We start from the raw sequence: 24,341 nt of genomic DNA on the forward strand, positions 1-24,341 counted from the left end.
AAAGCGGGCGCGGCATCTGCCGCGCCCGCTTTTTTTGCGCGCCGGGAAGGAATTTTCAGGCGTCGGAAAAATCCAGGAACAGACGGATGCTTCCGCGAATCGCCCAGATGGTGGAAGCCGTCTTCCAAACAATGGTTCAAGGCGCGAAAGCAGGTGAAAAGCAACAAAAAAGAGATAAAAGATTTGGCAATATTATGATTCAAGAACTTCCGTGCGCATGCCGATCTCCCAGAAAAAAAGAGTATACTTATGGCAGTCACGGAAGGAGAGAAGTAAATGAACAGAGTCAAACGTCTGGGAAAGACGGAGGTCGACGGTTTCCTGAAGAACCTCTATCTCGAGGAACGCAGCGAAAACACCGTCAGCAAATACCGCCGGGATATCGAACGCTTCCGCCGGTTCCTCGCGGGGGAACGGCCGCTGGAGAGGGAGGCGGTGGTGGCCTACAAGCGTTACCTGCTCGGCGAGGGCTATAAGGCGTCCTCCGTCAATTCCATGTTGGCGGCCGTCAACGCCCTGCTGGCCTACCTTGGCCTCGCGGACTGCCGGGTGCGGCTGCTGAAAATCCAGCGGCAGGCGTTCCGGGACCGTTCGCGCGAGCTTGAGAAGGCGGATTACCTGCGTCTGCTGGAAACCGCGCGCCGGAAGAAAAAGCCGCGCGCCGAGGCGCTGCTGCAAACCCTGTGCGGCGTCGGAATCCGCGTCAGCGAGCTGCCCTTCATCACGAAGGAGGCGGTGCTGGCGGGCCGCGCGGCCATCCGCTGCAAGGGGAAATGCCGGGTCGTGCCCCTGCCCGACCGCCTGCGCCGCCTCCTCCTGCGCTACTGCGGGGAGCGGGGGATCCAGTCGGGCCCGGTCTTCGTCACCCGCGGCGGCAGGCCCATGCACCGGTCGACCGTCTGGCGCGCCGTAAAAGATCTCAGCGCGGGCGCGGACGTGCCGCCGCGGAAGGTCTATCCCCATAACCTCCGTCACCTGTTCGCCTGCACCTATTACCGGCAGAGCAGGGATATCGCCGGCCTGGCGGCCCTTTTGGGCCATGCGAGCTGCGAAACCACCCGGATTTACACAGCGACGAACGAGACGGAATACGCCGGCCGCATCAACCGGCTGGGCCTTGTGACCTGAGGAACGGCCCGGAAAATAAAAAAAGCAACATAATGCGTATTATGTTGCAAACCGGACCGGAAATGGTCATATAAAGCATAAAACAGCCCCGCTCGTATCAAACGCGCGCCGATCAGGGCTGTTTGGCCTGCACGAAAGCGCACCAATGGCAAAGGGCCGTTGGCGTACCTTTTCCGCATCCTCCACAGGCGGTCCGGAACCACGAAAAATCCGGACCGCCTATTGCGAAAATTCCCAATTTGTTGCATAATAGAGGAAGATTATGTAACCAAAAATGAAATCAGATAAAAAGCTGCAACATAATACGCATTATGTAGCAAACCGCGCCTCGTTCCGGGGCCGGAGCTTTTCTCTTGCGAAAGGATGGAAGGGTCATGAAAGTCAACTACGGCCAATTGGGGACCGAAGCGGAGATCGTTCTGATCCGCCTGAGCCGGGAGGCGGAGGGACAGCCCGCCGGCACGCTGAGCAACGTCTATCTCCCGGAACCGGTGAGCTTCTACGGGCTCGGGGATCTGCTTTTGGAACTGGACGCGATCTACCGCTATCTCCGATTCCCCTGCCAGGACCGGGACATCCGCTATTTCAGCAGCCGCCGCCAGCTTCAGGCGAACCGCCCGCCGGTCCCGCTGGACGCCCTCCAATATGAGCGGCACTGGGAGTTGGAAACCACCATGCAGGAGCCCTGCGATTTCGTCGTGCAGGTGGTCTACCGGCAGAACGACAGCTGGCAGGGGTTCCTGACCTGGACGGGCAGGAACCTGCGCGTCCCCTTCACCAGCGCGTTGCAGCTTCTGCGGCTTTTGGCGGAGGCGATGGGGTGCGACGGGAAGGTACAGGTTCTGGACGGCCGGCGGGACGCGGAGCTGGTCGCCGGCCAGAATCGGCGGCGGGAAGCGGCGCGCCGGCGGCGCGTTCCGGAACCGGCGCCGCAGGAGGAGGGCGCGGACGGCTGAGGCGTCCGCGCTGCTTTTTCCGCCGCGTGCGCAGGGTGCCCTTTCCCATCCGTTTTGCCTGGAAAGTTTCGACAGTTCCCGCGCCGCGGCCAAATGCTGGAAATCCGCTCCCGAATGGGACTTTGCGGAGAAAAAACAGGCTAAATTCGACAAAAAGACGCCGAAAATTTCGGCGTCTTTTTTTTGCTGGAAAAGAAAAGCACTTGCATTTTTTATCTGCGGCAAGTATAATAAAGAGGTAAAAGTGGTGAAAAGTGGTTAAAAGTGGAGGGATCGCCACCCAAGTGGCGGACAAGCCCGGAGGGAGGTGATGAAATGCTCACAGGCCAGTACACCCACAGTATCGACGCGAAAGGCCGGGTGAACTTCCCCGCGAAGCTGCGCGAGGAGCTGGGCGAGCGTTTTATCATCACGCGCGGGCTTGACAACTGCCTCTTCGTCTACTCGGTGGACGAGTGGGACCAGCTCGCGGCCAAGCTGCACGAGCTTCCCATCAGCAAATCCGCCCCCCTCAACCGGTTCTTCTTCGCGGGAGCCGCCGAGGCGGAGCCGGACAAGCAGGGCAGGGTGCTCCTGCCGGCGCACCTGCGGGAATACGCGGGGCTCGACCGGGACGTCACGATCGCGGGCGTCTCCAACCGCGCCGAAATCTGGGACAGCGGGCGCTGGGAGAAACAGAACGAGCAGCTTACGGCGGAATCCATCGCCTCCGCGATGGACGAGCTGGGGTTCTAGGCGATGGCGGAATTTTCACACCGCCCCGTCCTGCTGGACGAGTGCATCGAAGGCCTGGCCATCCGCCCGGACGGCGTCTATGTAGACGGGACGGCGGGCGGCGCGGGGCACTCCTCCGAAATCGCAAAGCGCCTGACCACCGGCAGGCTGGTCGCGCTCGACAAGGACCCTGACGCGGTGAAGGCCGCCTCCGAACGGCTTGCGCCCTATCCCTGCGCCATGGTTGTGCAGAGCGATTTTTCCCGGATGAACGAGGTGCTCGACCGGCTGGGAATCGACGGGGTGGACGGCATTCTGCTCGACCTGGGGGTCTCCTCCCATCAGCTCGACACCCCCGAGCGGGGATTTTCTTACATGCACGACGCGCCGCTCGACATGCGCATGTCCCAGTCGGGCCTGAGCGCCTATGATGTGATCAACGGCTATGACTTCAAGGAACTGTGCCGTGTGTTCCGCGATTACGGCGAGGAGAAATTCGCGTCGATGATCGCTAAACATATTTTGCAAACCAGATCGCAGCGCCCCATTGCCACTACCGGAGAACTGGCAAAGCTGATTAGCGCGTCGATCCCCGCAAGGGCGAGACGCGAGGGCGGGCATCCTGCAAAGCGCGTCTTTCAAGCGGTCCGAATTGAGGTAAACGGGGAACTCTCCAGCCTGTCTGTTTTTCTCGGCGAAACGTTTGAAAGACTCCGCTCCGGCGGGCGCTTGGCAATTATCACCTTCCACTCGTTGGAAGACCGCATGGTCAAACAGCGGTATGCGGCGCTTTGCAGGGGCTGCACCTGTCCGCCGGACTTTCCGGTGTGCGTGTGCGGCAACCGGCCCAGGGGAAAACTCGTGAACAAAAAACCCATCGAGGCGGGGGAGGCGGAGCTCGCGGCCAACAGCCGCAGCAAGAGCGCCAAGCTGCGCATCATTGAGAAACTATAGAAGGAGGGAAGGCGCCATGCAGACGCGATACGCCGGCAGCGGCAGCGTTGCCTACGACCTGGACCGATTCCAGTCCAAGCCGCGGATGCGGGTGAAAAGGCCGACCCTGGTGGTGGCGAACCCCGGCGTCAAGGCGCGTGCGCGCCGCCGGACGGCCGCCGTGCTGGGCATCGTGGCGGCGGCCGCCGTGGTTGTGGGGATCGTGGTCACGATGCTTTACAGCCGCGCGGTGCTCACCGAACTCAGCCAGCAGATCGCATCCCAGACCACGAAGCTCGAAAAGGAGCAGAGCGAATACACCCGCCTGACGGCGGAGCTGGACGCCAAAATTTCACTGCGCAACGTCGAGGACTATGCCACGCAGACGCTCGGCATGCTCCCGGTGGACAAAAGCCAGGTCACCTACGTGGACCTGAGCGAGGGGGAAAAGATCGAACTGACAAGCGAATCGCCCAAACAGTCGCTGTTCGACAAGGTCGAACTTGCGATCATCAACGTCAAGGAACGTCTCGGCGAGGACTAAAACGGATGGCGCATCCATAAATATAGAGTGGCACGAAAAGCAAGAAGGATTGAGGGCGGGACAGCGTACCCATCCATACTTCTTGCTTTCCTCGCATTTTGCGCCCTTTTCGACGGCAATCCCGCCGGTTCGCGGGGCCGCGCGCCCGTAACTTTTGCAAAGGATTGGTATATTAAGATGGCAAAGCCTCCAACCTATCATATGAGAAGCCGGATGATCGTCGTACTGGTGGCGATGATCGTCTTCGGCTTCTGCGTCGTTCTGCACCAGCTCTTCAAGCTACAGGTCGTCGAGGGCGAGGCCCTCCAGGCGCGCGCGCTCCAGCAGCAGCTGCGCAGCGAACGCATCGGGGCCAAGCGCGGCACGATCTACGACACCAACGGCAACCCGCTCGCCAAGAGCGCGACCGTCTGGTCGGTGTGCGTCGCGCCGGGGCTGATCGACACCCCCGAAAAGGAGTCGGACGTCACCGCGGCGCTCGAGAAGTTCCTTGAGCTCGACAAGGAATCGATCCAGAAGAAGCTCGCGCTCAAGGGCACCCTCTACCAGGTGGTCAAGACCAAGGTGGAGAAGCCGCAGGCGGATGAGCTGATGACCTTTGTCAGCGAGAACGGCCTCACGGGGCTCATCTTCCTCGAACAGGACACCCGCCGCTACTACCCCTACGGCAACTTCGCGTCGGCGGTGCTCGGCTTTGCCAACGACGACAACCACGGCGCCTACGGGCTGGAGAGCTACTACGAAAAGGTGCTCGCCGGCACGCCGGGGCGCGTCGTCTCGATGAAGAACAGCCGCGGTGTCGACATGGACCTGCAATATTCGCAGGAGTACGCCGCCAGGGACGGGGATTCCCTCGTGCTGACGATCGACGAGACGATCCAGCACTTCCTCGAAAAGAACCTGGAAATCGCGCTGCCCGAGCATAAGGTGCGCAACCGGGTGACGGGCGTCGTCATGGACGTCAAGACGGGCGCGGTGCTCGCGATGGCCTCCAAGCCCGACTTCGACCCCAACAACCCCTACGAGATCCTCGACGACGCCAAGCGCGAGGAGCTCGAAAACCTCAAGACGGTCGCCACCAAGGAGCAGTACGACCAGGCGCTGCGGGAGGCGTGGTACGCCCAGTGGCGCAACTACGCGATCTCCGACCCCTATGAGCCGGGCTCGGTCTTCAAGATCATCACCGCCTCGGGCGCGCTGGAATGCGGCGCGGTCACCCGGCAGTCGACCTTCTACTGCTCGGGCGCCACGACGGTCAACGGCACCCCCTATCACTGCTGGGTCTGGTCGAGCCGCGGCGAGGGCCACGGCCAGCAGGACCTCGAGCACGCGATCATGAACTCCTGCAACCCGGCGTTCATCGACATCGGCCAGCGCATGGGCGCGCAGAACTTCGCCGAATACTTCTCCAACTTCGGCCTCACCGAAAAGACGGGCATCGACCTGCCGGGCGAGGCGACGAGTATCTACCACGCGCGCTATACCATCAACGACCTCGCCTCCAGCTCCTTCGGCCAGACCTTCAAGGTCACGCCGATCCAGCTGATCACCGCCGCGAGCGCGGCGGTCAACGGCGGAAAGCTGATGCAGCCCTACATCGTCAAGCAGATCGTCGACGCGGAGGGCAACGTCATCTCCAACACCGATCCGGTCGTCAAGCGGCAGGTCGTCTCGGAGGACATCTCCAAGGAGATCAGACTCATGCTCGAGCAGGTCGTCGCCGACGGCTCCGGCCGGCAGGCGCAGATCCCAGGCTACCGCGTGGGCGGCAAGACGGGCACCTCCGAGCAGCTCGACAGCACGAAGATCAAGTCGGAGGGCCGCACCCCGAACACCCTCTCCTTCTTCGGCTTCGCGCCGGTGGAGGACCCGCAGGTGGCCTGCCTCGTGCTGATCGACGACCCGGACATCTACAACGCCTACGGCTCCACCGTCGCGGCGCCGATCGTCGGCGCGGTGCTGGCGGACACCCTGCCCTACCTGGGAATCGAGCCGCAGTACACCGAGGAGGAGATCGCGAACGTCGCCACCAAGGCGGAATATCTCATCAACCTCGACATCCACGACGCCCAGTACAAATGCCGCGTGAGCGGGCTGAAATACCGCGTCGTCGGAAACGGCACCAAGGTGCTCCGCCAGATCCCCGAGGCGGGCGAGACGATCCCCGAGGGCGGCACCATCGTCCTCTACACCGAGGAGGAGGGCGCGGGCGACCTCATCCCGGTGCCCGACGTGGTCGGCAAGACGGTCGAGGAGGCCAACCGCTCGATCGTGGGCGCGGGGCTCAACATCTCGATCTCGGGCGAGCAGATCGAGGGCACCCACCAGGTGGTTTCCTCGCAGACGCCCGCCGCGGGCGAGCAGGTGGAGGCCGGGACGATCGTCACCATCCAGTGCGTTGAAAGCACCGCTCCCGTCACCGAATGACGGCCGGCATCTTTTCCTGAAAGGGGTCCAGAACATGCTGCTTTCCAAGCTGCTCGAGGGAGTCGAATACGAGGGCTCCGTCAAGGACTGTGAAATAAAGGGCGTCACCTCCGATTCGCGGCAGGTGGAGCCGGGGATGCTCTTCGTGTGCATCCGCGGGACCCGGGCCGACGGGCACGACTACGCGGCCAGCGCGGCCGGGGCGGGCGCGGCGGCGGTCGTGTGCGAGCGGGACCTGGGGCTCGAAAACCAGATCCTCTGCGCGGACACCCACCTCGCCTACGGGCTGCTCTGCGGCAACTGGTACGGCAACCCCGCGCGGCGGCTGCGCCTCATCGGCGTGACGGGCACCAACGGCAAGACGACGGTCACCTGCATGGTCAAGCACATCCTGGAGACCACGGGGGCCCGCGTGGGGCTCATCGGCACCATCCACAACGAGATCGACGACATCGTTCTGCCCGCCAAGCACACCACCCCCGACGCGCTCGCGCTGCACGGGATGCTCTCGCGCATGGCGGACGCGGGGTGCCGGTATGTCGTGATGGAGTGCTCCTCCCACGCGCTCGACCAGCAGCGGCTGGCGGGGCTCCGCTTCGAGGCGGCGGCCTTCACCAACCTGACGCAGGACCATCTCGACTACCACCACGACATGGAGAACTACTACCACGCAAAAAAGAAGCTCTTTTCGATGTGCGATACCGCCGTCGTCAACGTCGACGACGCCTACGGCCGTCGGCTCGCGGAGGAGCTCGCCTGCCCGAAGATCACCTTCTCCACCCAGTCGGACGAGGCGGACTACACCGCCAAGGACATCCGTCCCGCGCCCGACTCCAGCCGGTTCATGCTGGTGGGGAAGGGGCAGATCGCGCGGGTGCGCCTGCCGATTCCGGGGGATTTCTCGGTCGCCAACGCGATGGCCGCCGCGTGCAGCTGCATCGCGGCCGGGCTCACGGCGGCGGCGGCGGCCGCAGGGCTGTGCAGCTGCAAGGGCGTGGTCGGCCGCATCGAGGTGCTCCCGACCGATACCCCCTACACCGTCATCCGCGACTACGCCCACAGCCCCGACGGGCTGGAAAAGATCATCACGACGATGCAGAAATTCGCCCGGGGACGGGTCGTGACCCTCTTCGGCTGCGCGGGCAACCGCGACCGGACCAAGCGCAAAAAGATGGCGGAGATCGTCGCGCGCCTCTCCGACTTTGTCATCCTCACGTCGGATAACCCGCGCGACGAGGACGAAATGCAGATCATCGAGGACGCGCGGCCCGGCCTGCTTGAGCACCCGGATACCCCCTGCGAGATCATTCCCGACCGCTACGCGGCGATCGAGTGGGCGCTCGACCACGCGCAGCCGGACGACGTGCTGATATTGGCGGGCAAGGGCCACGAGGACTACCAGGTGCTCAAGGGGGAGACGATCTGCTTCGACGAAAAACAGATCGTGCTGGACCTGCTGGCGGGACGAAAGGGGTGACGCAATGGAACGCATGACGCTCGAGGAGATCGCGCGGGCGATCGGCTGTCCGGGGAGCTATCCCGGCGCGGTCGACGCGGTCTCGACCGACTCCCGGAGCCTGCCGGAGGGCTGCCTCTTCGTGGCGCTCGAGGGGGAGCGGTTCGACGGGCACGACTTCATCCCCGCCGCGCTGCGCGCGGGCGCCGCGGCGGCCGTCGCGCACGAGCGGCGCGGCTACGGCCCCGGCACGGTGCTCTATGTGGGGAACACCCAGCGCGCGCTGATGGAGATCGCGAAGGCCTACCGCGCCAAATTTTCCATCCGCTGCGTGGGGATCACCGGAAGCGTCGGCAAGACGACCACCAAGGAGATGACCGCCGAAGTGCTCTCCTGCGCCTACCGGACCCTCAAGACCGAGGGCAACCTCAACAACGAGATCGGGCTTCCCAAGACGCTCCTGCGCCTCGACCGCGCGACCGAGGCAGCCGTCGTCGAGATGGGGATGCAGGGACTCGGAGAGATCGCGGCGCTGGCCGACGCGGCAAAGCCGGACGTGGGCGTCATCACGAACATCGGCGTGAGCCACCTGGAACAGCTCGGCTCCCGCGAGAACATCCTGAAAGCCAAGCTCGAGCTGGCCGACGCGCTGCCCGACGGCGCGCCGCTCATCCTCTGCGGGGACAACGACCTGCTTTCGCAGGTGCGGATTCCGCGCCTCGACGTGCGCTTCTACGGCATCGAAAACCCCGCCTGCGGCCTGCGGGCGCGGGACCTTCATGAGCGGGAGGGGGAGACCTCCTTCCTGCTCTGCGGAGAATTCGGGGAGCTTCCGGTGACGATCCCCTGCGCGGGGCGGCACAACGTCCTCAACGCGCTGGCGGCCTTCGCCACCGGGCGGGCGCTGGAAATTCCCCCCGATAAATGCGCGGCGGCGCTGCGCGGATACACGCCCGCCGGCATGCGCCAGAAGGTGGTGCACTGGCGGGGAATCACCGTGGTGGAGGACTGCTACAACGCCTCCCCCGACTCGATGAAGGCCGCGCTCGAGACGCTCGCGGGCTATCCCTGCACGGGCAGGCGGATCGCGGTGCTCGGCGGGATGCTCGAGCTGGGCGCGGTCTCCGGGCGGGCGCACTACGAAACGGGGGCGTTCGCCGCCGAAAAGGGGATCGACCTGCTGCTTGCATACGGCGGCGATGCGTGCTATTATCGACAGGGCGCGTCGGAGGGGGGGATCCCCGCCGAGCTCTTCACCGAAAAGGCGGAGCTGCTCGCGCGCCTTCGGGAGGAGATCCGCCCGGGCGACGCCGTATGGGTCAAGGGAAGCCGCGGCATGCGCATGGAGGAGATCCTCGAAGGACTGTATAAGGGAGAAGTTGTGAATGAATAGCGGCATGACCCTCATCCTGATCACGCTGATCGCGTTTGCCGTCACAGCCCTGCTGGGGTTCGTGATGATCCCCTTCCTGCACAAGCTCAAGTTCGGCCAGACGATCCTCGATATCGGCCCCGCCTGGCACAAGAAAAAGCAGGGCACCCCCACGATGGGCGGCGTCATGTTCATCATCGGCATCACGGCTGCGGTCGTGATCGGGGTTTCGACCCTCTGGCTTTCGCCCGCGGCGCAGGGATATCTTGGCGACCCGCGGGGAAATATAAAGCTGTTTGCGGGGGTCGCGATGGCGCTCGCGTTCGGCGCCGTGGGCTTTCTGGACGACTACATCAAGGTGGTCAAGCGCCGCAACCTCGGGCTGACGGCGCGCCAGAAATACCTGATGCAGCTGATCATCGGGGTCTTCTACCTCGTGATGCTCCACATCGCGGGGGACCGCTCGACGGCGGTCGCGGTGCCCTTTTTCGGCACGCTGGAGCTCGGCCCCTTCTACTACCTGCTGGCGATGATCATCATCACCGGCTTCGTCAACGCCGTCAACCTCACCGACGGCCTCGACGGGCTCTCCTCGTCGGTCACCTTCGTCTACGCGGCGGTCTTCCTCGTCATCGCGGGAATCCTCCGGTTCGGCCAGGCGAGCGTGATCGCCGCCGCGCTCGCGGGCGGCACGCTCGGCTTCCTCGTCTGGAACTTCTATCCAGCCAAGGTCTTCATGGGGGACACCGGCTCCCTCTTCCTGGGCGGCCTGGTCGTGGCGCTCGCCTTTCAGGTGGGAATGCCGCTGCTGCTCGTTTTCGCGGGGGTCGTCTTCTGGTGCGAGGCCTTTTCGGTCATCATCCAGGTCTGTTATTTTAAAGCCACCCACGGCAAACGGCTCTTCAAGATGAGCCCCATCCACCACCACTTCGAGATGTGCGGATGGAGCGAGGTGAAGATCGTCTCGGTCTTTGCCTTCGTGGGGCTCCTCGGCGGCGCGCTGGCCGTCTGGTCGGTGCTTCTGCTGTGACGCGAAGCGCCGGCCGCCATCAATCCAACGGAAAAGAGGTGCTTGCCGATGGAAGCGGCACAGCCTGCGGGGAAAACCCGTAAAAAACGCATCCGGGCAGAGAAGGGCGGCATCGACCTGACCTTCATGTTCCTTGTGCTGATCCTGCTTGCGATCGGGCTGATCATGCTCTTTTCCGCGAGCTACGCGTCCGCTTACTACGAGACGGGCAACAGCTTCTATTACATCTCCCGTCAGCTGCTCTTCGCGATCGTCGGCATCATCGGGATGTTCGTCGTCGCCAACATCGACTACCACATCCTGCACCGGTTCGCCTTCCTCATCTACATCGGCACCGTCTTCCTGCTCATCCTCGTGCTCTTTGTGCACACGCGCGAGGACGCGCGCCGGTGGATTCCGCTCGGGTTCACGACCTTCCAGCCGTCCGAGCTGGCGAAATTCGCCGTCGTACTGATCTTCGCGCACCTCATCTCCACCAACTATGAAAAGATGAAGGACCCGAAATACGGCGTCTGGCCGTTTTTGGCGCTGATGGGCGTCGTGGTCCTGCTCATGCTGCTCGAACCGCACCTCTCAGGCACCATCCTCATCCTTTCCATCGGCATCATCATGATGTTCGTGGGCGGCACCGACCTGAAGTGGTTCATGATCGGCGGATTGCTGCTGGCGGCGGCGGTCGTCGTCATCGTCCTGATCCCGGGCGTCATCCCCTATGCGATGAGCCGCATCCAGCACTGGCGCGACCCGTGGATTGACCCGCAGGGCAAGGGCTTCCAGACGATCCAGTCGCTCTACGCGATCGGTTCGGGCGGGCTCATGGGCGTCGGGATCGGCAACTCCCGCCAGAAGCACCTCTACCTGCCCGAGCCGCAGAACGACTTCATCTTCTCGGTCGTCTGCGAGGAGCTCGGCTTCATCGGCGCGACGCTCATCATCCTCGTCTTCGTGCTGCTCGTCTGGCGGGGCTATGTCATCGCGATGCGCTGCCGCGACCGGTTCGGCTCGATGCTCGCCATCGGTCTCACCACGCAGGTCGGCGTGCAGACGATCCTGAACATCGCCGTCGTCAGCAACACGATACCAAACACGGGCATCAGCCTGCCCTTCTTCTCGTCGGGAGGCACCGCGCTCGTCATGCTGCTGGCGGAGATGGGGGTCATCCTGTCCGTCTCCCGGCAGACCAACCTCGAGAAGGAATAGCGGCGGCCCGCTGGGCCGGAACCCTGAGAGGAGCCGCCCCTGTATGAAAGCGGGCCGCGCCGGGACTTTTGGGAGGCATGGACAACATGAGAATTCTGTTTGCGTGCGGCGGCACGGCGGGGCATATCAACCCCGCGATCGCCGTGGCCAACTTCATCAAGGCCCGCCACCCCGAGGCGGAAATCCTCTTTGCGGGCAACCCCAAGGGGATGGAGGCGCGGCTCGTCCCGAAGGCGGGCTTTGCCTTCGCGCCGATTGAGATCATGGGCTTCCAGCGCAAATTCACCTGGTTCAACGTCAAGTACAACTTCCGTTCGGCGGGCTGCCTCATGCTCTCGTGGGGCCGCGCGAAAAAGCTCATCCGCGGCTTTGCCCCCGACCTGATTGTCGGCACGGGCGGCTATGTGAGCGGCCCCATCCTGCGGGAGGGCGCCAAGCTGGGGGTGAAAACCGTCACCCACGAGTCGAACGCTTTCCCCGGCGTGACGACCAAGGTGCTCGCGCGCACGGCGGATAAGGTGCTGATTTCGGTCGAGGAGGCCAGGCGCTACCTGCCGCGGGGCAGGGAATACATTGTGACCGGCAACCCTGTGCGGGAGGAGATCCTCTTTGCCGGCCGGGAGAGGGCGCGCGAAAAGTTCGGCGTGGGGGACCGGGTGTGCATCGTCTCGTTCGGCGGGAGCCTCGGCGCGCGGCGGCTGAACGAGGCGGTCGCGGGGCTGATGGCGTGGGAGCAAAAGCGCGGCGGCGTCTTCCACATCCATGCGACCGGCTCGATCGAGAAGGACCGCTTCCCGCAGATGCTGGCCGCCGCCGGGGTGGACCCCCGCGCGCCCGGCCTCGACATCCGCACCTATATCGACGACATGCCCGACTGCCTCGCGGCGGCGGACCTCGTCATCTCCCGCTCGGGCGCGATGACCCTCTCCGAATTGGAGGCGAGCGGCACCGCGTCGGTGCTCATCCCCTCGCCGAACGTCGCGGAAAACCACCAGTACCACAACGCGATGGTGCTGGCGGAGCACGACGCGGCGGTGGTCATCGAAGAAAAGGACCTGACCCCCGAGCGGCTGCGCGGAAGGGTTGAGGAGCTCTGTCGGGACCCGCAGACCCTGCGGCGGCTGGGCCGCAACGCCCAGGCGATGGCGGTCGTCGACGCGAACGAACGTATCTATTCGGAAATCATGGCGCTTTACAAGGCGTAATTTTCGCCGGGGACGCAAAAGCGTCCCCTTTTACACGTATTTGCCCTTTCACCCGGCGGGACCATGCGGCATAGTATGGTTTTGCAAGGGCTTCCCGTACCCTTGCGAAAAGCGAAAGGGTGCGTGAAGATGGCGAAACTGCTAATTGAAGGTGAAAAAAGACTGGAGGGCCGGCTGCGGGTCCACGGGGCGAAAAATTCCGTTTTGCCGATTTTGGCGGCGACATTGCTGTCGGGAGACTGTGTGATACATAACTGCCCCCGCCTGACGGACGTCGACGCGGCCTGCAACATCCTCCAGCATCTTGGTTCCGAAACGCGGCGCGAAGGGGACAGCATCCTCGTCGGGGCCGCCGATTCCTGTTGCTGCTGCATCCCAGACGAGCTGATGCGCCGGATGCGCTCGTCGATCGTCTTTCTCGGGGCGATCGTGGCCAAATGCGGCCACGCGCGCATTTCTCTTCCGGGCGGGTGCGAGCTTGGCCCGCGGCCCATCGACCTGCATCTGGCCGCGCTCGAAAAGCTCGGCGTCACGATCGAGGAGGACCACGGCTACCTCAACTGCACGGTGAAGGACCGCCTGCGGGGCGCCGGCATCGCGCTGCCCTTCCCCAGCGTGGGCGCTACCGAAAACGTCATGATCGCGGCCTCCCTCGCCGAGGGGGAGACGGTCATCAAAAACGCGGCGCGCGAACCGGAGATCTCCGATCTGGCGGCCTTCCTCAACGCCTGCGGCGCAAGGGTGCGCACCACGCCGGGCGGCGACCTGCGCATCACAGGCGTCAAGGCCCTGCATCCCGCCGAACACAGCGTCATCCCCGACCGGATCGCGGCGGCGACCTACCTGTCCGCGGCGGCCGTCACGGGGGGAGACGTGACGCTGACCGGCGTGTGCACCGAGCATCTGGCGGCGGTGCTGCCCTGCTTTGAGGAGATGGGCTGCCGGCTGAAGACCGCGCCGGAGGAGATCCGCCTGACCGCCGCGCGTCCGCTGCGCGCGATGAGCATGGTGCGCACGATGCCCTATCCGGGCTTCCCGACCGACGCGCAGTCCCCGCTGATGGCGGCGGCGTGTGTGGCGCAGGGGAGCAGCGTCTTTGTGGAGAACATCTTCGAGAGCCGCTACAAGCATGTGCCCGAGCTCATCCGGATGGGCGCGGACATCAAGGTGGAGGGCCGCGTGGCGCTCGTCCGCGGCGTGAAGGAGCTGCACAGCGCGGCGGTGCGCTGCACCGACCTGAGGGGCGGCGCGGCCATCGCGGTGGCGGCGCTGGCGGCCGCGGGGGAAACCGAGCTGCTGGACATCGGCCACATCGACCGCGGATATGAAAACTTCGAGGAGAACCTGCGCGGCATCGGCGCGGAAATCCGGCGGGTCCCCTGACGCCTGGCAAAATTTGCCCCGCCGCCGCGATTGCGCCAGACGCCCCCCGCGTGGTATAATATCCACACAATGAACAGCGGTGCTGTTTGTAAGCCGCCCATAGCACGATTCCAAACGGCCCCGCCGTTTGCGCCCGCCGGAGGCGGCCGCGGGGCCAAATCCGCCGGCCGGCCCCTTCCGGGGCGGCCGCGGGAAGTGAAAATCAGGTCCCGCGCGGCGGTTCGACAGGATTTGCAGGCATCCGCGGCGGATACGCGGTATACTGGTATCCGGCCTGCCGGGGACTATGATACACGGAGGACGTCATGAAGCAGAAGATCCTTTCTTTCGGCGGCAGAACGCCCCGCGCCCCCGACCGGGTACAGGCGGCCAGACGCTCTACTATCTGCTGATTTTGCTTGTCGCGGCGGCGATTGTGGCCGTGCTGTCGCTGACCGTCTTCTTCCGGATTGAAAAGCTCGAGGTCACCGGCGTCACCAAGTACGCCTCGGAGGAGATCATCGAAGCCAGCGGCGTCAAGGCGGGGGACAACCTCTTCCGGGTGAACGCGCGCAAGGTGGAAAAGAAGCTCACCCAGCAGTTCCCCTACGTCGAGGGGGTGACCCTCAAGCGGACGCTGCCCGCGACCCTCACCCTCGAGATCGCGCAGGCAAAGCCGCTCGGCGCGGTGTCCACGGCGGCGGGCTATGTGGTCATCGGCAAGACGGGCCGGGTGCTGGAGATCGGCGCGGAGGCGGTGCCGCAGGACGTGATGACGGTCACGGGCATGTACCTTTACGACCCCCAGGTGGGCCGTAAGCTGGGCGAGGGCTACACCAAGGAGGAGACGGACGAGGCGGAGAAGGAGGCGTACGGCTTCCTGCTGCTCTCCCGGCTGATGGACGCGGTCGAGGAGACCGGCTTCGGCAGGGTCTCCCTCGTGGACTTCTCCAACCAGCTCGACATGATGCTCGTCTACGACAACCGCCTGCTGATCGACCTGGGCGGCGGCACCGAGCTGCCCTACAAGCTGCGCTTCGCCAAGAAGGTGATCGAGGACGAGCTGTCCGACACCTTCGAGGGCAGGCTGGACGTGTCGCTCGCGCCCACCACGAACGAAATCTACTCCTGGCCGGGCGACATCCGGCAGGAGCTGGAAAAGCGGCGGCTCACCGCCGCCGCGCAGGCCGGGGAGGGGGAGGAAAAGCCCACCGTCCATTCGGACAACCCCGACCTCGCGGTCATCCCGGGCACCGCGCCGTCAAGCGGCGCGGCGGAGACGGGGTCCTCGTCGGAGGAGGCCTCCTCGGCCTCGCCGCAGGACGACCTCTTCGCCACGATCCCGGGCACGGCCCCCTCGTCCGCGCCGGAGGAGTCCTCCGCGGCGCCGTCGGAAGCCGCTTCGGAAAGCTCCCCGAAGCCCTCTTCGGCGGCGTGAGGGAAATATTACATTTTGCCCTGCCGGGCGCGTTTGCTATTGATTTATCAGGCTGAATCTGATAAGATAATATTTAATAGTATATCGAATTGCGCGTTTGGATGATAAGGGTCTTGCAGGATTCCATTTTATAGAATTGCACAGGGGGAACCGCGATGTTAATGAACTTCGACATGGCCAGTGACAGTGAGAACGTCGTCTCGATCAAGGTGATCGGGGTCGGCGGCGGCGGCGGGAACGCCATCAACCGCATGGTGCAGTCGGGGATGAAGAGTGTGGAATTCATCTCGATCAATACCGACAACCAGGCGCTTCTGCGCTCGCAGGCTACATACAAGCTGCACATCGGGGACAAGCTCACCCGCGGCAAGGGCGCGGGCGGCAACCCCGAAAAAGGCCAGCGGGCCGCCGAGGAGAGCCGCGACGAGATCGCCTCGGCGCTCAAGGGCACCGACATGGTCTTCATCACCGCCGGCATGGGCGGCGGCACCGGAACGGGCGGCGCGCCCGTCGTGGCGGAGGTTGCCCACGAGATGGGAATCCTCACCGTCGGCATCGTCACCAAGCCCTTCAACTTTGAGGGGAAGCACCGCATGGAGCAGGCGGAGATGGGCGTCACCGCGCTGCGCGAGCATGTGGACGCGCTTCTGGTCATCCCCAACGAGCGCCTCAAGCTGATCTCCGAGGAGAAGATCACCCTCCAGAACGCCTTTTCGGCGGCGGACGACGTGCTCAAGCAGGGCGTCCAGTCGATCTCCGACCTCGTGAACATCCCCGGGGTGGTCAACCTCGACTTCGCCGACGTGACCGCGATCATGAAGGACGCGGGCTACGCCCACATGGGCGTGGGCAGCGCCTCGGGCAAGGACAAGGCCCGCGCGGCGGCCGAGGCGGCGATCTCCTCGCCGCTCCTTGAAACCTCGATCAACGGCGCGAAGGGCGTGATCGTCAATATCACCGCCTCCCCCGACATCGACCTGGACGACATCGACGTCGCCTCCTCGATGATCCACGAGGCCGCGCATCCCGACGTCAACCTCATCTGGGGCGCAACCTTCGACGATTCGCTGCAGGATGAGATGAAGGTCACGGTGATCGCCACCGGCTTCGACAGCGACCGCAACTTCACCCTCCCCAACTACAGCTTCGGCAAAAAAGCCGACGGCAAGACGGAGCCCGGCGCTCCCGCCCCCGAGTCCGGTGACGACGACGATAATTTCTTCGACATTCTGTCAATATTCAATAACAAGAAGAACTGATTTGTGAAGGGGAGTATTGCCGGAATGGCAATACTCCCTTTTTCCATGTAAAGAACCTGTAAAATCTCACGGGGGGACGCTGTATGAACGACAACACGAATCCGATCCTCTACCAGAACCGCGAGCTCAGCTGGCTGAAATTCAATCTGCGGGTGCTTGAGCAGGCGTGCGACGGGTCGATCCCGCTGCTCGAACGGCTGAAGTTCCTCTCCATCTTCGGCAGCAACCTCGACGAGTTCTTCATGATCCGGGTGGGCACCCTGACCGACGCGTCGCTGCTCGAGCCGGACGCGATCGACAACAAGTCCTTGCTGAGCCCGGCCGAACAGCTCGAGGCGATCTTCGCCGACACCCGCGCGCTGATTGAAAAGAAGGACGCCGCCTATCAGAGCCTCACGGCGGACATGGCGGGGGAGGGGATCGAGCATCTCGACCTCTCGATGCTCACCGAGGAGCAGACCGCCTTTTTGGAGAACTATTTCCGCAGCGAGATCCTGCCGATGCTCTCCCCGCAGATCATCGACAAGCACCACCCCTTCCCCTTCCTGCGCAACAAGGAGACCTACATCTGCACCCAGCTCAAGACCAAGGGGGAGTTCGTCAAGCTGGCAATCATCCCCGTGTCCACCGGGTTCGACCGGATCGTCTACCTGCCGTTCGACAAGAACAAATTCGTGCTGCTCGAGGAGCTCGTGCTGCGCTACTGCGAGCACATCTTCCAGGGCTATGTCGTCGTGGCCAAAACTATCTTCCGCGTCACCCGCAACGCCGACATCAACGTCGACGAGGCGATGTACGACCACGACATGGACTACCGCAGCGTCATGGAGGAGATGGTCAGGAACCGCCGCAAGCTGATGCCGGTGCGCGTCGAGTTCCAGGGGGAGGCGAGCGAGGCGATCATCGACCAGCTCTGCAAAAAGCTCGAGCTGACCCGGGACCGCGTCTTTTTCAACCTCTCTCCGCTCGACATGGGCTTCGGCTTCGCCCTCTGCTCCAAGATGGAGCGCCGGGGGCTCCCGGGGCTCTTCTACCCGCCGCTCACGCCGCAGGATTCCTCCCTGGTCACCCCCGGCAAGCCGATGATCCCCCAGATCGAGGATCACGACATCCTGCTCTCCTACCCGTTCGAGAGCATGAAACCGTTCATCTCCCTGCTGCTCGAGGCGGCGGACGACCCGACCGTGCTGTCGATCAAGATGACCCTCTACCGGGTCGCACGGGAGAGCCAGATCGTCTCGGCGCTCATCAAGGCGGCGGAAAACGGCAAGGAGGTCCACGTCGTCGTCGAACTGCGCGCGCGGTTCGACGAGGAAAACAACATCATCTGGTCCAAGCGGCTCGAGGAGGCGGGGGTCAGCGTCGTCTACGGGCTGGGCGAATACAAGGTCCACTCCAAGCTGCTGGTGATCACCCGCCGGGTGGGGGAGAAGATCTGCTTCATCACTCAGATCGGCACCGGCAACTACAACGAGAGCACCGCGCGGCTCTACACCGACCTCTGCCTGATGACCGCCGACCGCGAGTTCGGCGAGGACGGCACCCGCATCTTCAACGGGATCCTGACCGGCAACCCGGTGGGGGACACCAAATACCTCGTGGCCGCGCCCGTCTCGATGAAGCCGATGGTGCTGCGGTCCATCGAGCAGGAGATCATCGCCGCGCGGGAGGGCCGCCCGGCGGCGATCACGGTCAAGATCAATTCGCTCACCGACAAGGACGTGATCGACAAGCTGATCGAGGCGTCGATGGAGGGGGTCAAAATCCGCATGATCATCCGCGGCATCTGCTGCCTGCGGGTGGGGGTGCCGGGCTATACCGACAACATCGAGGTCGTCAGCATCGTCGGACGGTTCCTTGAGCACTCGCGCGTCTACGTGTTCGGCACGCCCGAGCGCAGCCGGATGTACATCTCCTCCGCCGATTTCATGACCCGCAACATGGAGCGCCGGGTGGAGGTCGCCACCCCCATCCGGGACGAGAAGCTCAAGGCGCGGATCATGAACCTGCTCGACCTCGAGTTCTCCGACAACGTCAAGGCCAAGCGGCTGCTCTCCAACGGGGAGTACTCCCCCGTCAAAAACAGCAAGCCCCCGATCGACAGCCAGATCGACCTCTTCAAGCTCGCCTACCTGCGCGCGGAGGAGTCCGCGCGGATGCGCGCCTCCCGCCCCGTGCAGCCGGTGACGCGCCCGGCGCAGCCGCAGGCCGCGGCCCCGGCCGCCCGCAGACGCGGGCTGTGGGAGAAAATCCGCGCCCTGCTCCGCGGATGACAGGAGGAAACGCCATGCCCGAATTCATCATACGCCCCTGTAAGCCGTCCGACGCGGCGGATATCCACGCGCTGCGCCTCATGGAGGGCGTGCGCGAAAACATCCTCGCCCTTCCCTCCGAGCGGATCGGGTTCTGCGAGGCGTACCTGAACGGCCTCGGCCCCGACGACCACCAGTTCGCGGCGGCCGTTCCGCTGCCGGAGGGCGGGGAGAAGGTCGTCGGCACCGCCGCCCTCCAGGTCTATTCCGGCCGGCTGCGCCACTCGGCGGGGTTCGGCATCATGGTCCACCGCGACTGGCAGGGCAGGGGCGTCGGCCGCGCGCTGATGGAGGCGGCGCTCGACACGGCGGACAACTGGCTCAAGCTCACGCGCGTCGAGCTCACCGTGTTCACCGACAACGCCCGCGCCATCGGGCTTTACAAGTCGCTCGGCTTTGAGGTCGAGGGCACCAAGCGGATGGGCGCCATCCGGGGCGGGGAATACGCCGACGAATACTACATGGCGCGCCTGCGTCCGCCGCGCGCTTGACAAAACGCGGCAAAAGCGGGTAAACTAAAAGTCAGGTTTTGCGAGGTTGTACGCCCGTAGCGGGCGTACAACTTGCGTCTGGGCAAATTCCTTGCATTACAGAAAGACGGAGGCAGGCAGATGCCAAAGAAACGGACCGCCGATTACGGCAACGAGAGTATTTCCTCCCTCAAGGGCGCCGACCGGGTGCGCAAGCGCCCGGGGGTGATCTTCGGCTCGGACGGGCTGGAGGGCTGCGAGCACGCGATGTTTGAAATCCTCTCCAACTCGATCGACGAGGCGCGCGAGGGGCACGGGGACAAGATTCTCATCACCCGCTACCGCGACCAGTCGATCGAAATCGAGGACTTCGGGCGGGGCATCCCGGTGGACTACAACCAGCGGGAGGAGCGCTACAACTGGGAGCTCGTCTTCTGCGAGCTCTACGCGGGCGGCAAGTACCAGACCAACGAGGGGGAGAGCTACGAATACTCCCTCGGCCTCAACGGGCTGGGGCTCTGCGCGACCCAGTATTCCTCCGAATACATGGACGTGGAGATCTGCCGTGACGGCTGCAAATACACCCTGCACTTCGAGCACGGGGAGAACGTCGGCGGCCTCCAAAAGGAGGAGACCCGCCGCCGCGCCACCGGCACGAAAATCCGCTGGAGGCCCGACCTCGCGGTCTTCACCGACATCGACATCCCGCTCGAATACTATATCGACACGATCAAGCGGCAGGCGGTCGTCAACGACGGCGTGACCTTCCTGCTCAGAAACCAGACGGACGCCGGCTTCGAGGAGACGGAGTTCCGCTACGAAAATGGCATCGTCGACTATGTGGCGGAGCTCGCCGGGAGCGAGACGCTCACCCCGATCCAGTTCTGGAAGGCGGAGCGCCGCGGCCGCGACCGGGAGGACAAGCCGGAATATAAGGTGAAGCTGTCGGTTGCCTTCTGCTTTTCCAACCGGGTGAGCCGGTGCGAATACTACCACAACTCGAGCTGGCTCGAGCACGGCGGCAGCCCCGAAAAGGCGGTCAAGCTCGCGTTTACCTACATGATCGACAGCCTCATCAGGAACGCGGGCAAGTACCAGAAGGGGGAGAGCAAGGTCACCTTCGCGGACGTGGAGGACTGCCTGGTGCTCGTCTCCTCCAACTTCTCCACCCAGACCTCCTATGAGAACCAGACCAAAAAGGCGATCACCAACAAATTCGTCTACGAGGCGATGAACGATTTTCTCCGCCACCAGATGGAGGTCTACTTCATCGAGAACCCCGACGAGGCGGCGCGGATCGCCGAGCAGGTGCTCATCAACAAGCGCAGCCGGGAGAACGCGGAGAAGACCCGCCTCAACCTCAAAAAGAAGCTCGCGGGCACGGTGGACATGTCCAACCGGGTGCAGAAGTTCGTCGACTGCCGCACCAAGGACGTCTCCCGGCGCGAGATCTACATCGTGGAGGGCGATTCGGCGCTCGGCGCCTGCAAGCTCGGCCGGGACAGCGAATTCCAGGCGATCATCCCGGTGCGCGGCAAGATCCTCAACTGCCTCAAGGCGGACTACGACAAGATCTTTAAAAGCGACATCATCGTCGACATCTTCAAGGTGCTCGGCTGCGGCGTGGAGGTCACCACCAAGGCGAACAAGGACTTCTCCTCCTTCGACCTCGACGGCCTGCGCTGGAACAAGATCGTCATCTGCACCGACGCAGACGTCGACGGCTTTCAGATCCGCACGCTGATCCTGACGATGCTCTACCGCCTCGCGCCCACGCTGATCGAGCGGGGCTATGTCTACATCGCGGAATCCCCCCTCTACGAGATCACGACGAAGGACAGGACCTGGTTCGCCTACACCGAGCAGGAGAAGACGCACGCGCTCGAGGAGATCGGAAACGCGAAATACACGGTCCAGCGCTCCAAGGGACTCGGCGAAAACGAGCCGGACATGATGTGGCTGACGACGATGAACCCCGAGACGCGGCGCCTGATCAAGGTGACCCCCTCCCGGGCAAAGGAGACCTCCGACATGTTCGATCTGCTCCTGGGGGACAACCTCGCCGGGCGCAAGGAATTCATCGCGGAAAACGGCTACCAGTATCTGGAGCTGGCGGACCTCTCATAAGCGCCCGCGCTCCCCGCGGCGGAGGCCGGCGCAAAACAGTATTGAGGTGCAGTGAATGGCAACGAAGAAACCCAAAAAGGAACCGAAAAAACCGGTAAATTCCTCGGCGGTCATCGAGAACGCCGGGGTGATGATCGAGCAGCCGATCGTGACGACGCTCGAGAGCAACTACATGCCCTACGCGATGAGCGTGATCGTCTCGCGCGCGATCCCCGAGATCGACGGCTTCAAGCCCTCCCACCGCAAGCTGCTCTATACGATGTACAAGATGGGGCTGCTCACCGGCGCGCGGACCAAGTCGGCGAACGTGGTGGGCCAGACGATGAAGCTGAACCCCCACGGCGACGCGGCGATCTACGAGACGATGGTGCGCATGTCGCGCGGGTGCGAGGCGCTGCTCCACCCCTATGTGGACAGCAAGGGCAATTTCGGCAAGGCGTACAGCCGCGACATGGCCTACGCCGCCAGCCGCTACACCGAGGTCAAGCTCGATGCGATCGCGGCGGAGCTCTTCCGCGACATCGACGAGGACACCGTCGACATGGTTGACAACTATGACAACACCCAGAAGGAGCCGACCCTTTTTCCGGTGACCTTTCCGTCGATCCTCGTCAACTCCAACATCGGCATCGCGGTCGGCATGGCCAGCTCGATCTGTCCCTTCAACCTCGCCGAGGTGTGCGACACGACGATTGCGCTGCTCAAAAATCCCGGCCACGACATCCTCGAGACGCTGCGCGCCCCCGACTTTCCGGGCGGCGGCTACATCGTCTACAACGAGGACGACCTGCGCAAGATCTATGCGACCGGCCGGGGCGGGGTGCGGGTGCGCTCCCGCTGGAGCTACGACAAGGCGAACAACTGCATCGACGTCACCGAGATTCCCCCGACCGCGACGGTCGAGGCGATCATGGACAAGATCGTCGACCTGGTAAAGGGCGGCAAAATCCGCGAGATCGCCGACATGCGCGACGAGACCGACCTCTCCGGACTCAAGCTCACCCTCGACCTCAAGCGGGGCGTCGACCCCGACGCGCTCATGCGCAAGCTCTTCCGTATCACGCCGCTCGAGGACACCTTCTCCTGCAACTTCAACGTCCTGATCGCCGGGATGCCGCGCGTCTGCGGCGTGGGGGAGCTGATCGAGGAGTGGGCGGCCTTCCGCGAGGGCTGCGTCAAGCGCCGCGTCTACCACCAGCTCGGAAAGAAGAAGGAAAAGCTCCACCTGCTGATGGGCCTCAAAAAGATTCTGCTCGACATCGACAAGGCGATCCGGATCGTGCGGGAGACCGCCGAGGAGCGGGAGGTCGTCCCCAACCTGATGATCGGGTTCGGCATCGACGAGGTGCAGGCGGAATATGTGGCGGAAATCAAGCTGCGCCAGCTCAACCGCGAGCACATCCTCAAGCGGGTCGAGGAGACCGACCAGCTCAAAAAGGAGATCGCCGCGATGGAGGAAATCCTCGCGGACCGCAAAAAGATCCGGGCGATCATCATCGACGAGCTCCGGGCGGTCAGCAAGAAGTACGCCAGACCCCGGAAGAGCCTTCTCTACTACCCCACGGGCGAGGACGAGGCGGAACCGGAGGCGCAGGTCCCCGACTACCCGGTGCACCTCTTCTTCACAAGGGAGGGCTACTTCAAGAAGATCACTCCCCAGTCGCTGCGCATGAGCGGGGAGCAGAAGCTCAAGGAGGGGGACGCCGTCGCCCGCGAGGTGGAGGCGGCCAACAACACTGACCTGCTCTTCTTCACCGACCGCCAGCAGGTCTACAAAGCGAAGGCGAGCGATTTCGACGACGGCAAGGCGAGCGTGCTGGGCGATTACATCCCCGCCAAGCTCGGCATGGACGAGGGGGAAAGCGCCGTCTACATGGCGGTCACCACCGATTACGCGGGCTACATGCTCTTCTTCTTCGAGAACGGAAAGGCCGCGAAGGTGGACCTTTCGGGCTACGCCACCAAGACAAACCGCAAAAAGCTGCTGGGCGCCTACTCCGACGCGTCGCCGCTCGTCGCCTGCTTCCAGATCGAGGGCGGGGAGGACTTCCTGATGACCTCCTCCTCCGGACGGATGCTGCTGGCCAACGCCGGGGCCGTCTCCTCCAAGACGACCCGCACAACGCAGGGCGTCGCGGTCATGACGCAGAAGAAGAACCACCGCGTCGCCGAAGTTCGTCCGTTCGCCGAGGGGATGCTTGCGAACCCCCACCGGTTCCGCACCAAGACCCTCCCGGCCGCCGGAATGATGCCCCGCGAGGAGGACTACGGGGAGCAGCTCACCTTATAATTTTAGATTTGCCGCTCGGGGAGCGGCGAAGTTTATCGGTAGTCGACCGACAGCGACCCTATTTCTTGTACGGACAAGAAATAGGGGAAAGAAGCCGCAAGGGGAGACCCCCTTGACC

Annotated in this window: 19 protein-coding genes; all 19 read left to right on the top strand. The window is 63.8% G+C overall.

Annotation, left to right across the window (positions count from 1 at the left end; genetic code table 11):
- Positions 1-198, top strand: a 198-nt coding sequence (locus RDM88_RS04855) for a hypothetical protein (RefSeq protein ID WP_308753743.1), incomplete at its 5' end; no start/stop codon positions are given.
- 78 nt (positions 199-276) lie between these two features.
- On the top strand, positions 277-1,128 hold the full coding sequence (locus RDM88_RS04860) for a tyrosine-type recombinase/integrase (protein ID WP_308753744.1): 852 nt from the start codon (positions 277-279) through the stop codon (positions 1,126-1,128).
- 374 nt (positions 1,129-1,502) lie between these two features.
- The gene (locus RDM88_RS04865; RefSeq protein WP_308753745.1) at positions 1,503-2,084 is read left to right on the top strand and encodes a hypothetical protein; all 582 of its coding nucleotides are present in this window, start codon (positions 1,503-1,505) and stop codon (positions 2,082-2,084) included.
- Between the two features lie 315 nt (positions 2,085-2,399).
- Positions 2,400-2,819, top strand: coding sequence for a division/cell wall cluster transcriptional repressor MraZ (gene mraZ / locus RDM88_RS04870; protein WP_308753746.1), 420 nt, complete (start codon positions 2,400-2,402; stop codon positions 2,817-2,819).
- Between the two features lie 3 nt (positions 2,820-2,822).
- The gene (gene rsmH, locus RDM88_RS04875; RefSeq protein WP_308753747.1) at positions 2,823-3,752 is read left to right on the top strand and encodes a 16S rRNA (cytosine(1402)-N(4))-methyltransferase RsmH; all 930 of its coding nucleotides are present in this window, start codon (positions 2,823-2,825) and stop codon (positions 3,750-3,752) included.
- 16 nt (positions 3,753-3,768) lie between these two features.
- The gene (locus RDM88_RS04880) at positions 3,769-4,275 is read left to right on the top strand and encodes a cell division protein FtsL (RefSeq protein ID WP_308753748.1); all 507 of its coding nucleotides are present in this window, start codon (positions 3,769-3,771) and stop codon (positions 4,273-4,275) included.
- 213 nt (positions 4,276-4,488) lie between these two features.
- A complete protein-coding gene (locus RDM88_RS04885) occupies positions 4,489-6,702 on the top strand; it encodes a penicillin-binding transpeptidase domain-containing protein (RefSeq protein WP_308753749.1) in 2,214 nt (737 codons plus the stop codon).
- Positions 6,703-6,736: 34 nt separating this feature from the next.
- A complete protein-coding gene (locus RDM88_RS04890; protein WP_308753750.1) occupies positions 6,737-8,179 on the top strand; it encodes a UDP-N-acetylmuramoyl-L-alanyl-D-glutamate--2,6-diaminopimelate ligase in 1,443 nt (480 codons plus the stop codon).
- Positions 8,180-8,183: 4 nt separating this feature from the next.
- Positions 8,184-9,551, top strand: a complete 1,368-nt coding sequence (gene murF / locus RDM88_RS04895; protein ID WP_308753751.1) for a UDP-N-acetylmuramoyl-tripeptide--D-alanyl-D-alanine ligase — start codon at positions 8,184-8,186, stop codon at positions 9,549-9,551.
- Positions 9,544-10,560, top strand: a complete 1,017-nt coding sequence (mraY, locus tag RDM88_RS04900) for a phospho-N-acetylmuramoyl-pentapeptide-transferase (RefSeq protein WP_308753752.1) — start codon at positions 9,544-9,546, stop codon at positions 10,558-10,560. Before murF ends, mraY begins: the two co-directional genes overlap by 8 nt.
- A gap of 48 nt (positions 10,561-10,608) precedes the next feature.
- Entirely contained in the window at positions 10,609-11,760 is a 1,152-nt protein-coding gene (gene ftsW / locus RDM88_RS04905) for a putative lipid II flippase FtsW (RefSeq protein ID WP_308753753.1), read from the top strand.
- An 86-nt stretch (positions 11,761-11,846) separates the two neighbouring features.
- Positions 11,847-12,965, top strand: a complete 1,119-nt coding sequence (locus tag RDM88_RS04910; protein ID WP_308753754.1) for a UDP-N-acetylglucosamine--N-acetylmuramyl-(pentapeptide) pyrophosphoryl-undecaprenol N-acetylglucosamine transferase — start codon at positions 11,847-11,849, stop codon at positions 12,963-12,965.
- Positions 12,966-13,094: 129 nt separating this feature from the next.
- A complete protein-coding gene (murA, locus tag RDM88_RS04915; RefSeq protein ID WP_308753755.1) occupies positions 13,095-14,348 on the top strand; it encodes a UDP-N-acetylglucosamine 1-carboxyvinyltransferase in 1,254 nt (417 codons plus the stop codon).
- Positions 14,349-14,763: 415 nt separating this feature from the next.
- Entirely contained in the window at positions 14,764-15,765 is a 1,002-nt protein-coding gene (locus RDM88_RS04920; RefSeq protein ID WP_308753756.1) for an FtsQ-type POTRA domain-containing protein, read from the top strand.
- A 155-nt stretch (positions 15,766-15,920) separates the two neighbouring features.
- Positions 15,921-17,024, top strand: a complete 1,104-nt coding sequence (ftsZ, locus tag RDM88_RS04925) for a cell division protein FtsZ (protein WP_374045414.1) — start codon at positions 15,921-15,923, stop codon at positions 17,022-17,024.
- A gap of 83 nt (positions 17,025-17,107) precedes the next feature.
- Positions 17,108-19,297: a polyphosphate kinase 1 gene (gene ppk1 / locus RDM88_RS04930; RefSeq protein ID WP_308753757.1), complete on the top strand. Its 2,190-nt coding sequence runs from the start codon at positions 17,108-17,110 to the stop codon at positions 19,295-19,297.
- 14 nt (positions 19,298-19,311) lie between these two features.
- The gene (locus RDM88_RS04935) at positions 19,312-19,827 is read left to right on the top strand and encodes a GNAT family N-acetyltransferase (RefSeq protein ID WP_308753758.1); all 516 of its coding nucleotides are present in this window, start codon (positions 19,312-19,314) and stop codon (positions 19,825-19,827) included.
- 120 nt (positions 19,828-19,947) lie between these two features.
- Entirely contained in the window at positions 19,948-21,933 is a 1,986-nt protein-coding gene (locus tag RDM88_RS04940; protein WP_308753759.1) for a toprim domain-containing protein, read from the top strand.
- A 55-nt stretch (positions 21,934-21,988) separates the two neighbouring features.
- Positions 21,989-24,223: a DNA gyrase subunit A gene (locus tag RDM88_RS04945; protein WP_308753760.1), complete on the top strand. Its 2,235-nt coding sequence runs from the start codon at positions 21,989-21,991 to the stop codon at positions 24,221-24,223.
- Positions 24,224-24,341: the final 118 nt, after the last annotated feature.

This window comes from uncultured Anaerotruncus sp. (assembly GCF_902490045.1).
GTDB lineage: Bacteria > Bacillota > Clostridia > Oscillospirales > Ruminococcaceae > Anaerotruncus.

Coding starts and splice junctions, on each gene's coding strand:
- RDM88_RS04860 (WP_308753744.1), top strand. CDS start 277: ATGAACAGAGTCAAACGTCTGGGAAAGACGGAGGTCGACGGTTTCCTG.
- RDM88_RS04865 (WP_308753745.1), top strand. CDS start 1,503: ATGAAAGTCAACTACGGCCAATTGGGGACCGAAGCGGAGATCGTTCTG.
- mraZ (WP_308753746.1), top strand. CDS start 2,400: ATGCTCACAGGCCAGTACACCCACAGTATCGACGCGAAAGGCCGGGTG.
- rsmH (WP_308753747.1), top strand. CDS start 2,823: ATGGCGGAATTTTCACACCGCCCCGTCCTGCTGGACGAGTGCATCGAA.
- RDM88_RS04880 (WP_308753748.1), top strand. CDS start 3,769: ATGCAGACGCGATACGCCGGCAGCGGCAGCGTTGCCTACGACCTGGAC.
- RDM88_RS04885 (WP_308753749.1), top strand. CDS start 4,489: ATGATCGTCGTACTGGTGGCGATGATCGTCTTCGGCTTCTGCGTCGTT.
- RDM88_RS04890 (WP_308753750.1), top strand. CDS start 6,737: ATGCTGCTTTCCAAGCTGCTCGAGGGAGTCGAATACGAGGGCTCCGTC.
- murF (WP_308753751.1), top strand. CDS start 8,184: ATGGAACGCATGACGCTCGAGGAGATCGCGCGGGCGATCGGCTGTCCG.
- mraY (WP_308753752.1), top strand. CDS start 9,544: ATGAATAGCGGCATGACCCTCATCCTGATCACGCTGATCGCGTTTGCC.
- ftsW (WP_308753753.1), top strand. CDS start 10,609: ATGGAAGCGGCACAGCCTGCGGGGAAAACCCGTAAAAAACGCATCCGG.
- RDM88_RS04910 (WP_308753754.1), top strand. CDS start 11,847: ATGAGAATTCTGTTTGCGTGCGGCGGCACGGCGGGGCATATCAACCCC.
- murA (WP_308753755.1), top strand. CDS start 13,095: ATGGCGAAACTGCTAATTGAAGGTGAAAAAAGACTGGAGGGCCGGCTG.
- ftsZ (WP_374045414.1), top strand. CDS start 15,921: ATGTTAATGAACTTCGACATGGCCAGTGACAGTGAGAACGTCGTCTCG.
- ppk1 (WP_308753757.1), top strand. CDS start 17,108: ATGAACGACAACACGAATCCGATCCTCTACCAGAACCGCGAGCTCAGC.
- RDM88_RS04935 (WP_308753758.1), top strand. CDS start 19,312: ATGCCCGAATTCATCATACGCCCCTGTAAGCCGTCCGACGCGGCGGAT.
- RDM88_RS04940 (WP_308753759.1), top strand. CDS start 19,948: ATGCCAAAGAAACGGACCGCCGATTACGGCAACGAGAGTATTTCCTCC.
- RDM88_RS04945 (WP_308753760.1), top strand. CDS start 21,989: ATGGCAACGAAGAAACCCAAAAAGGAACCGAAAAAACCGGTAAATTCC.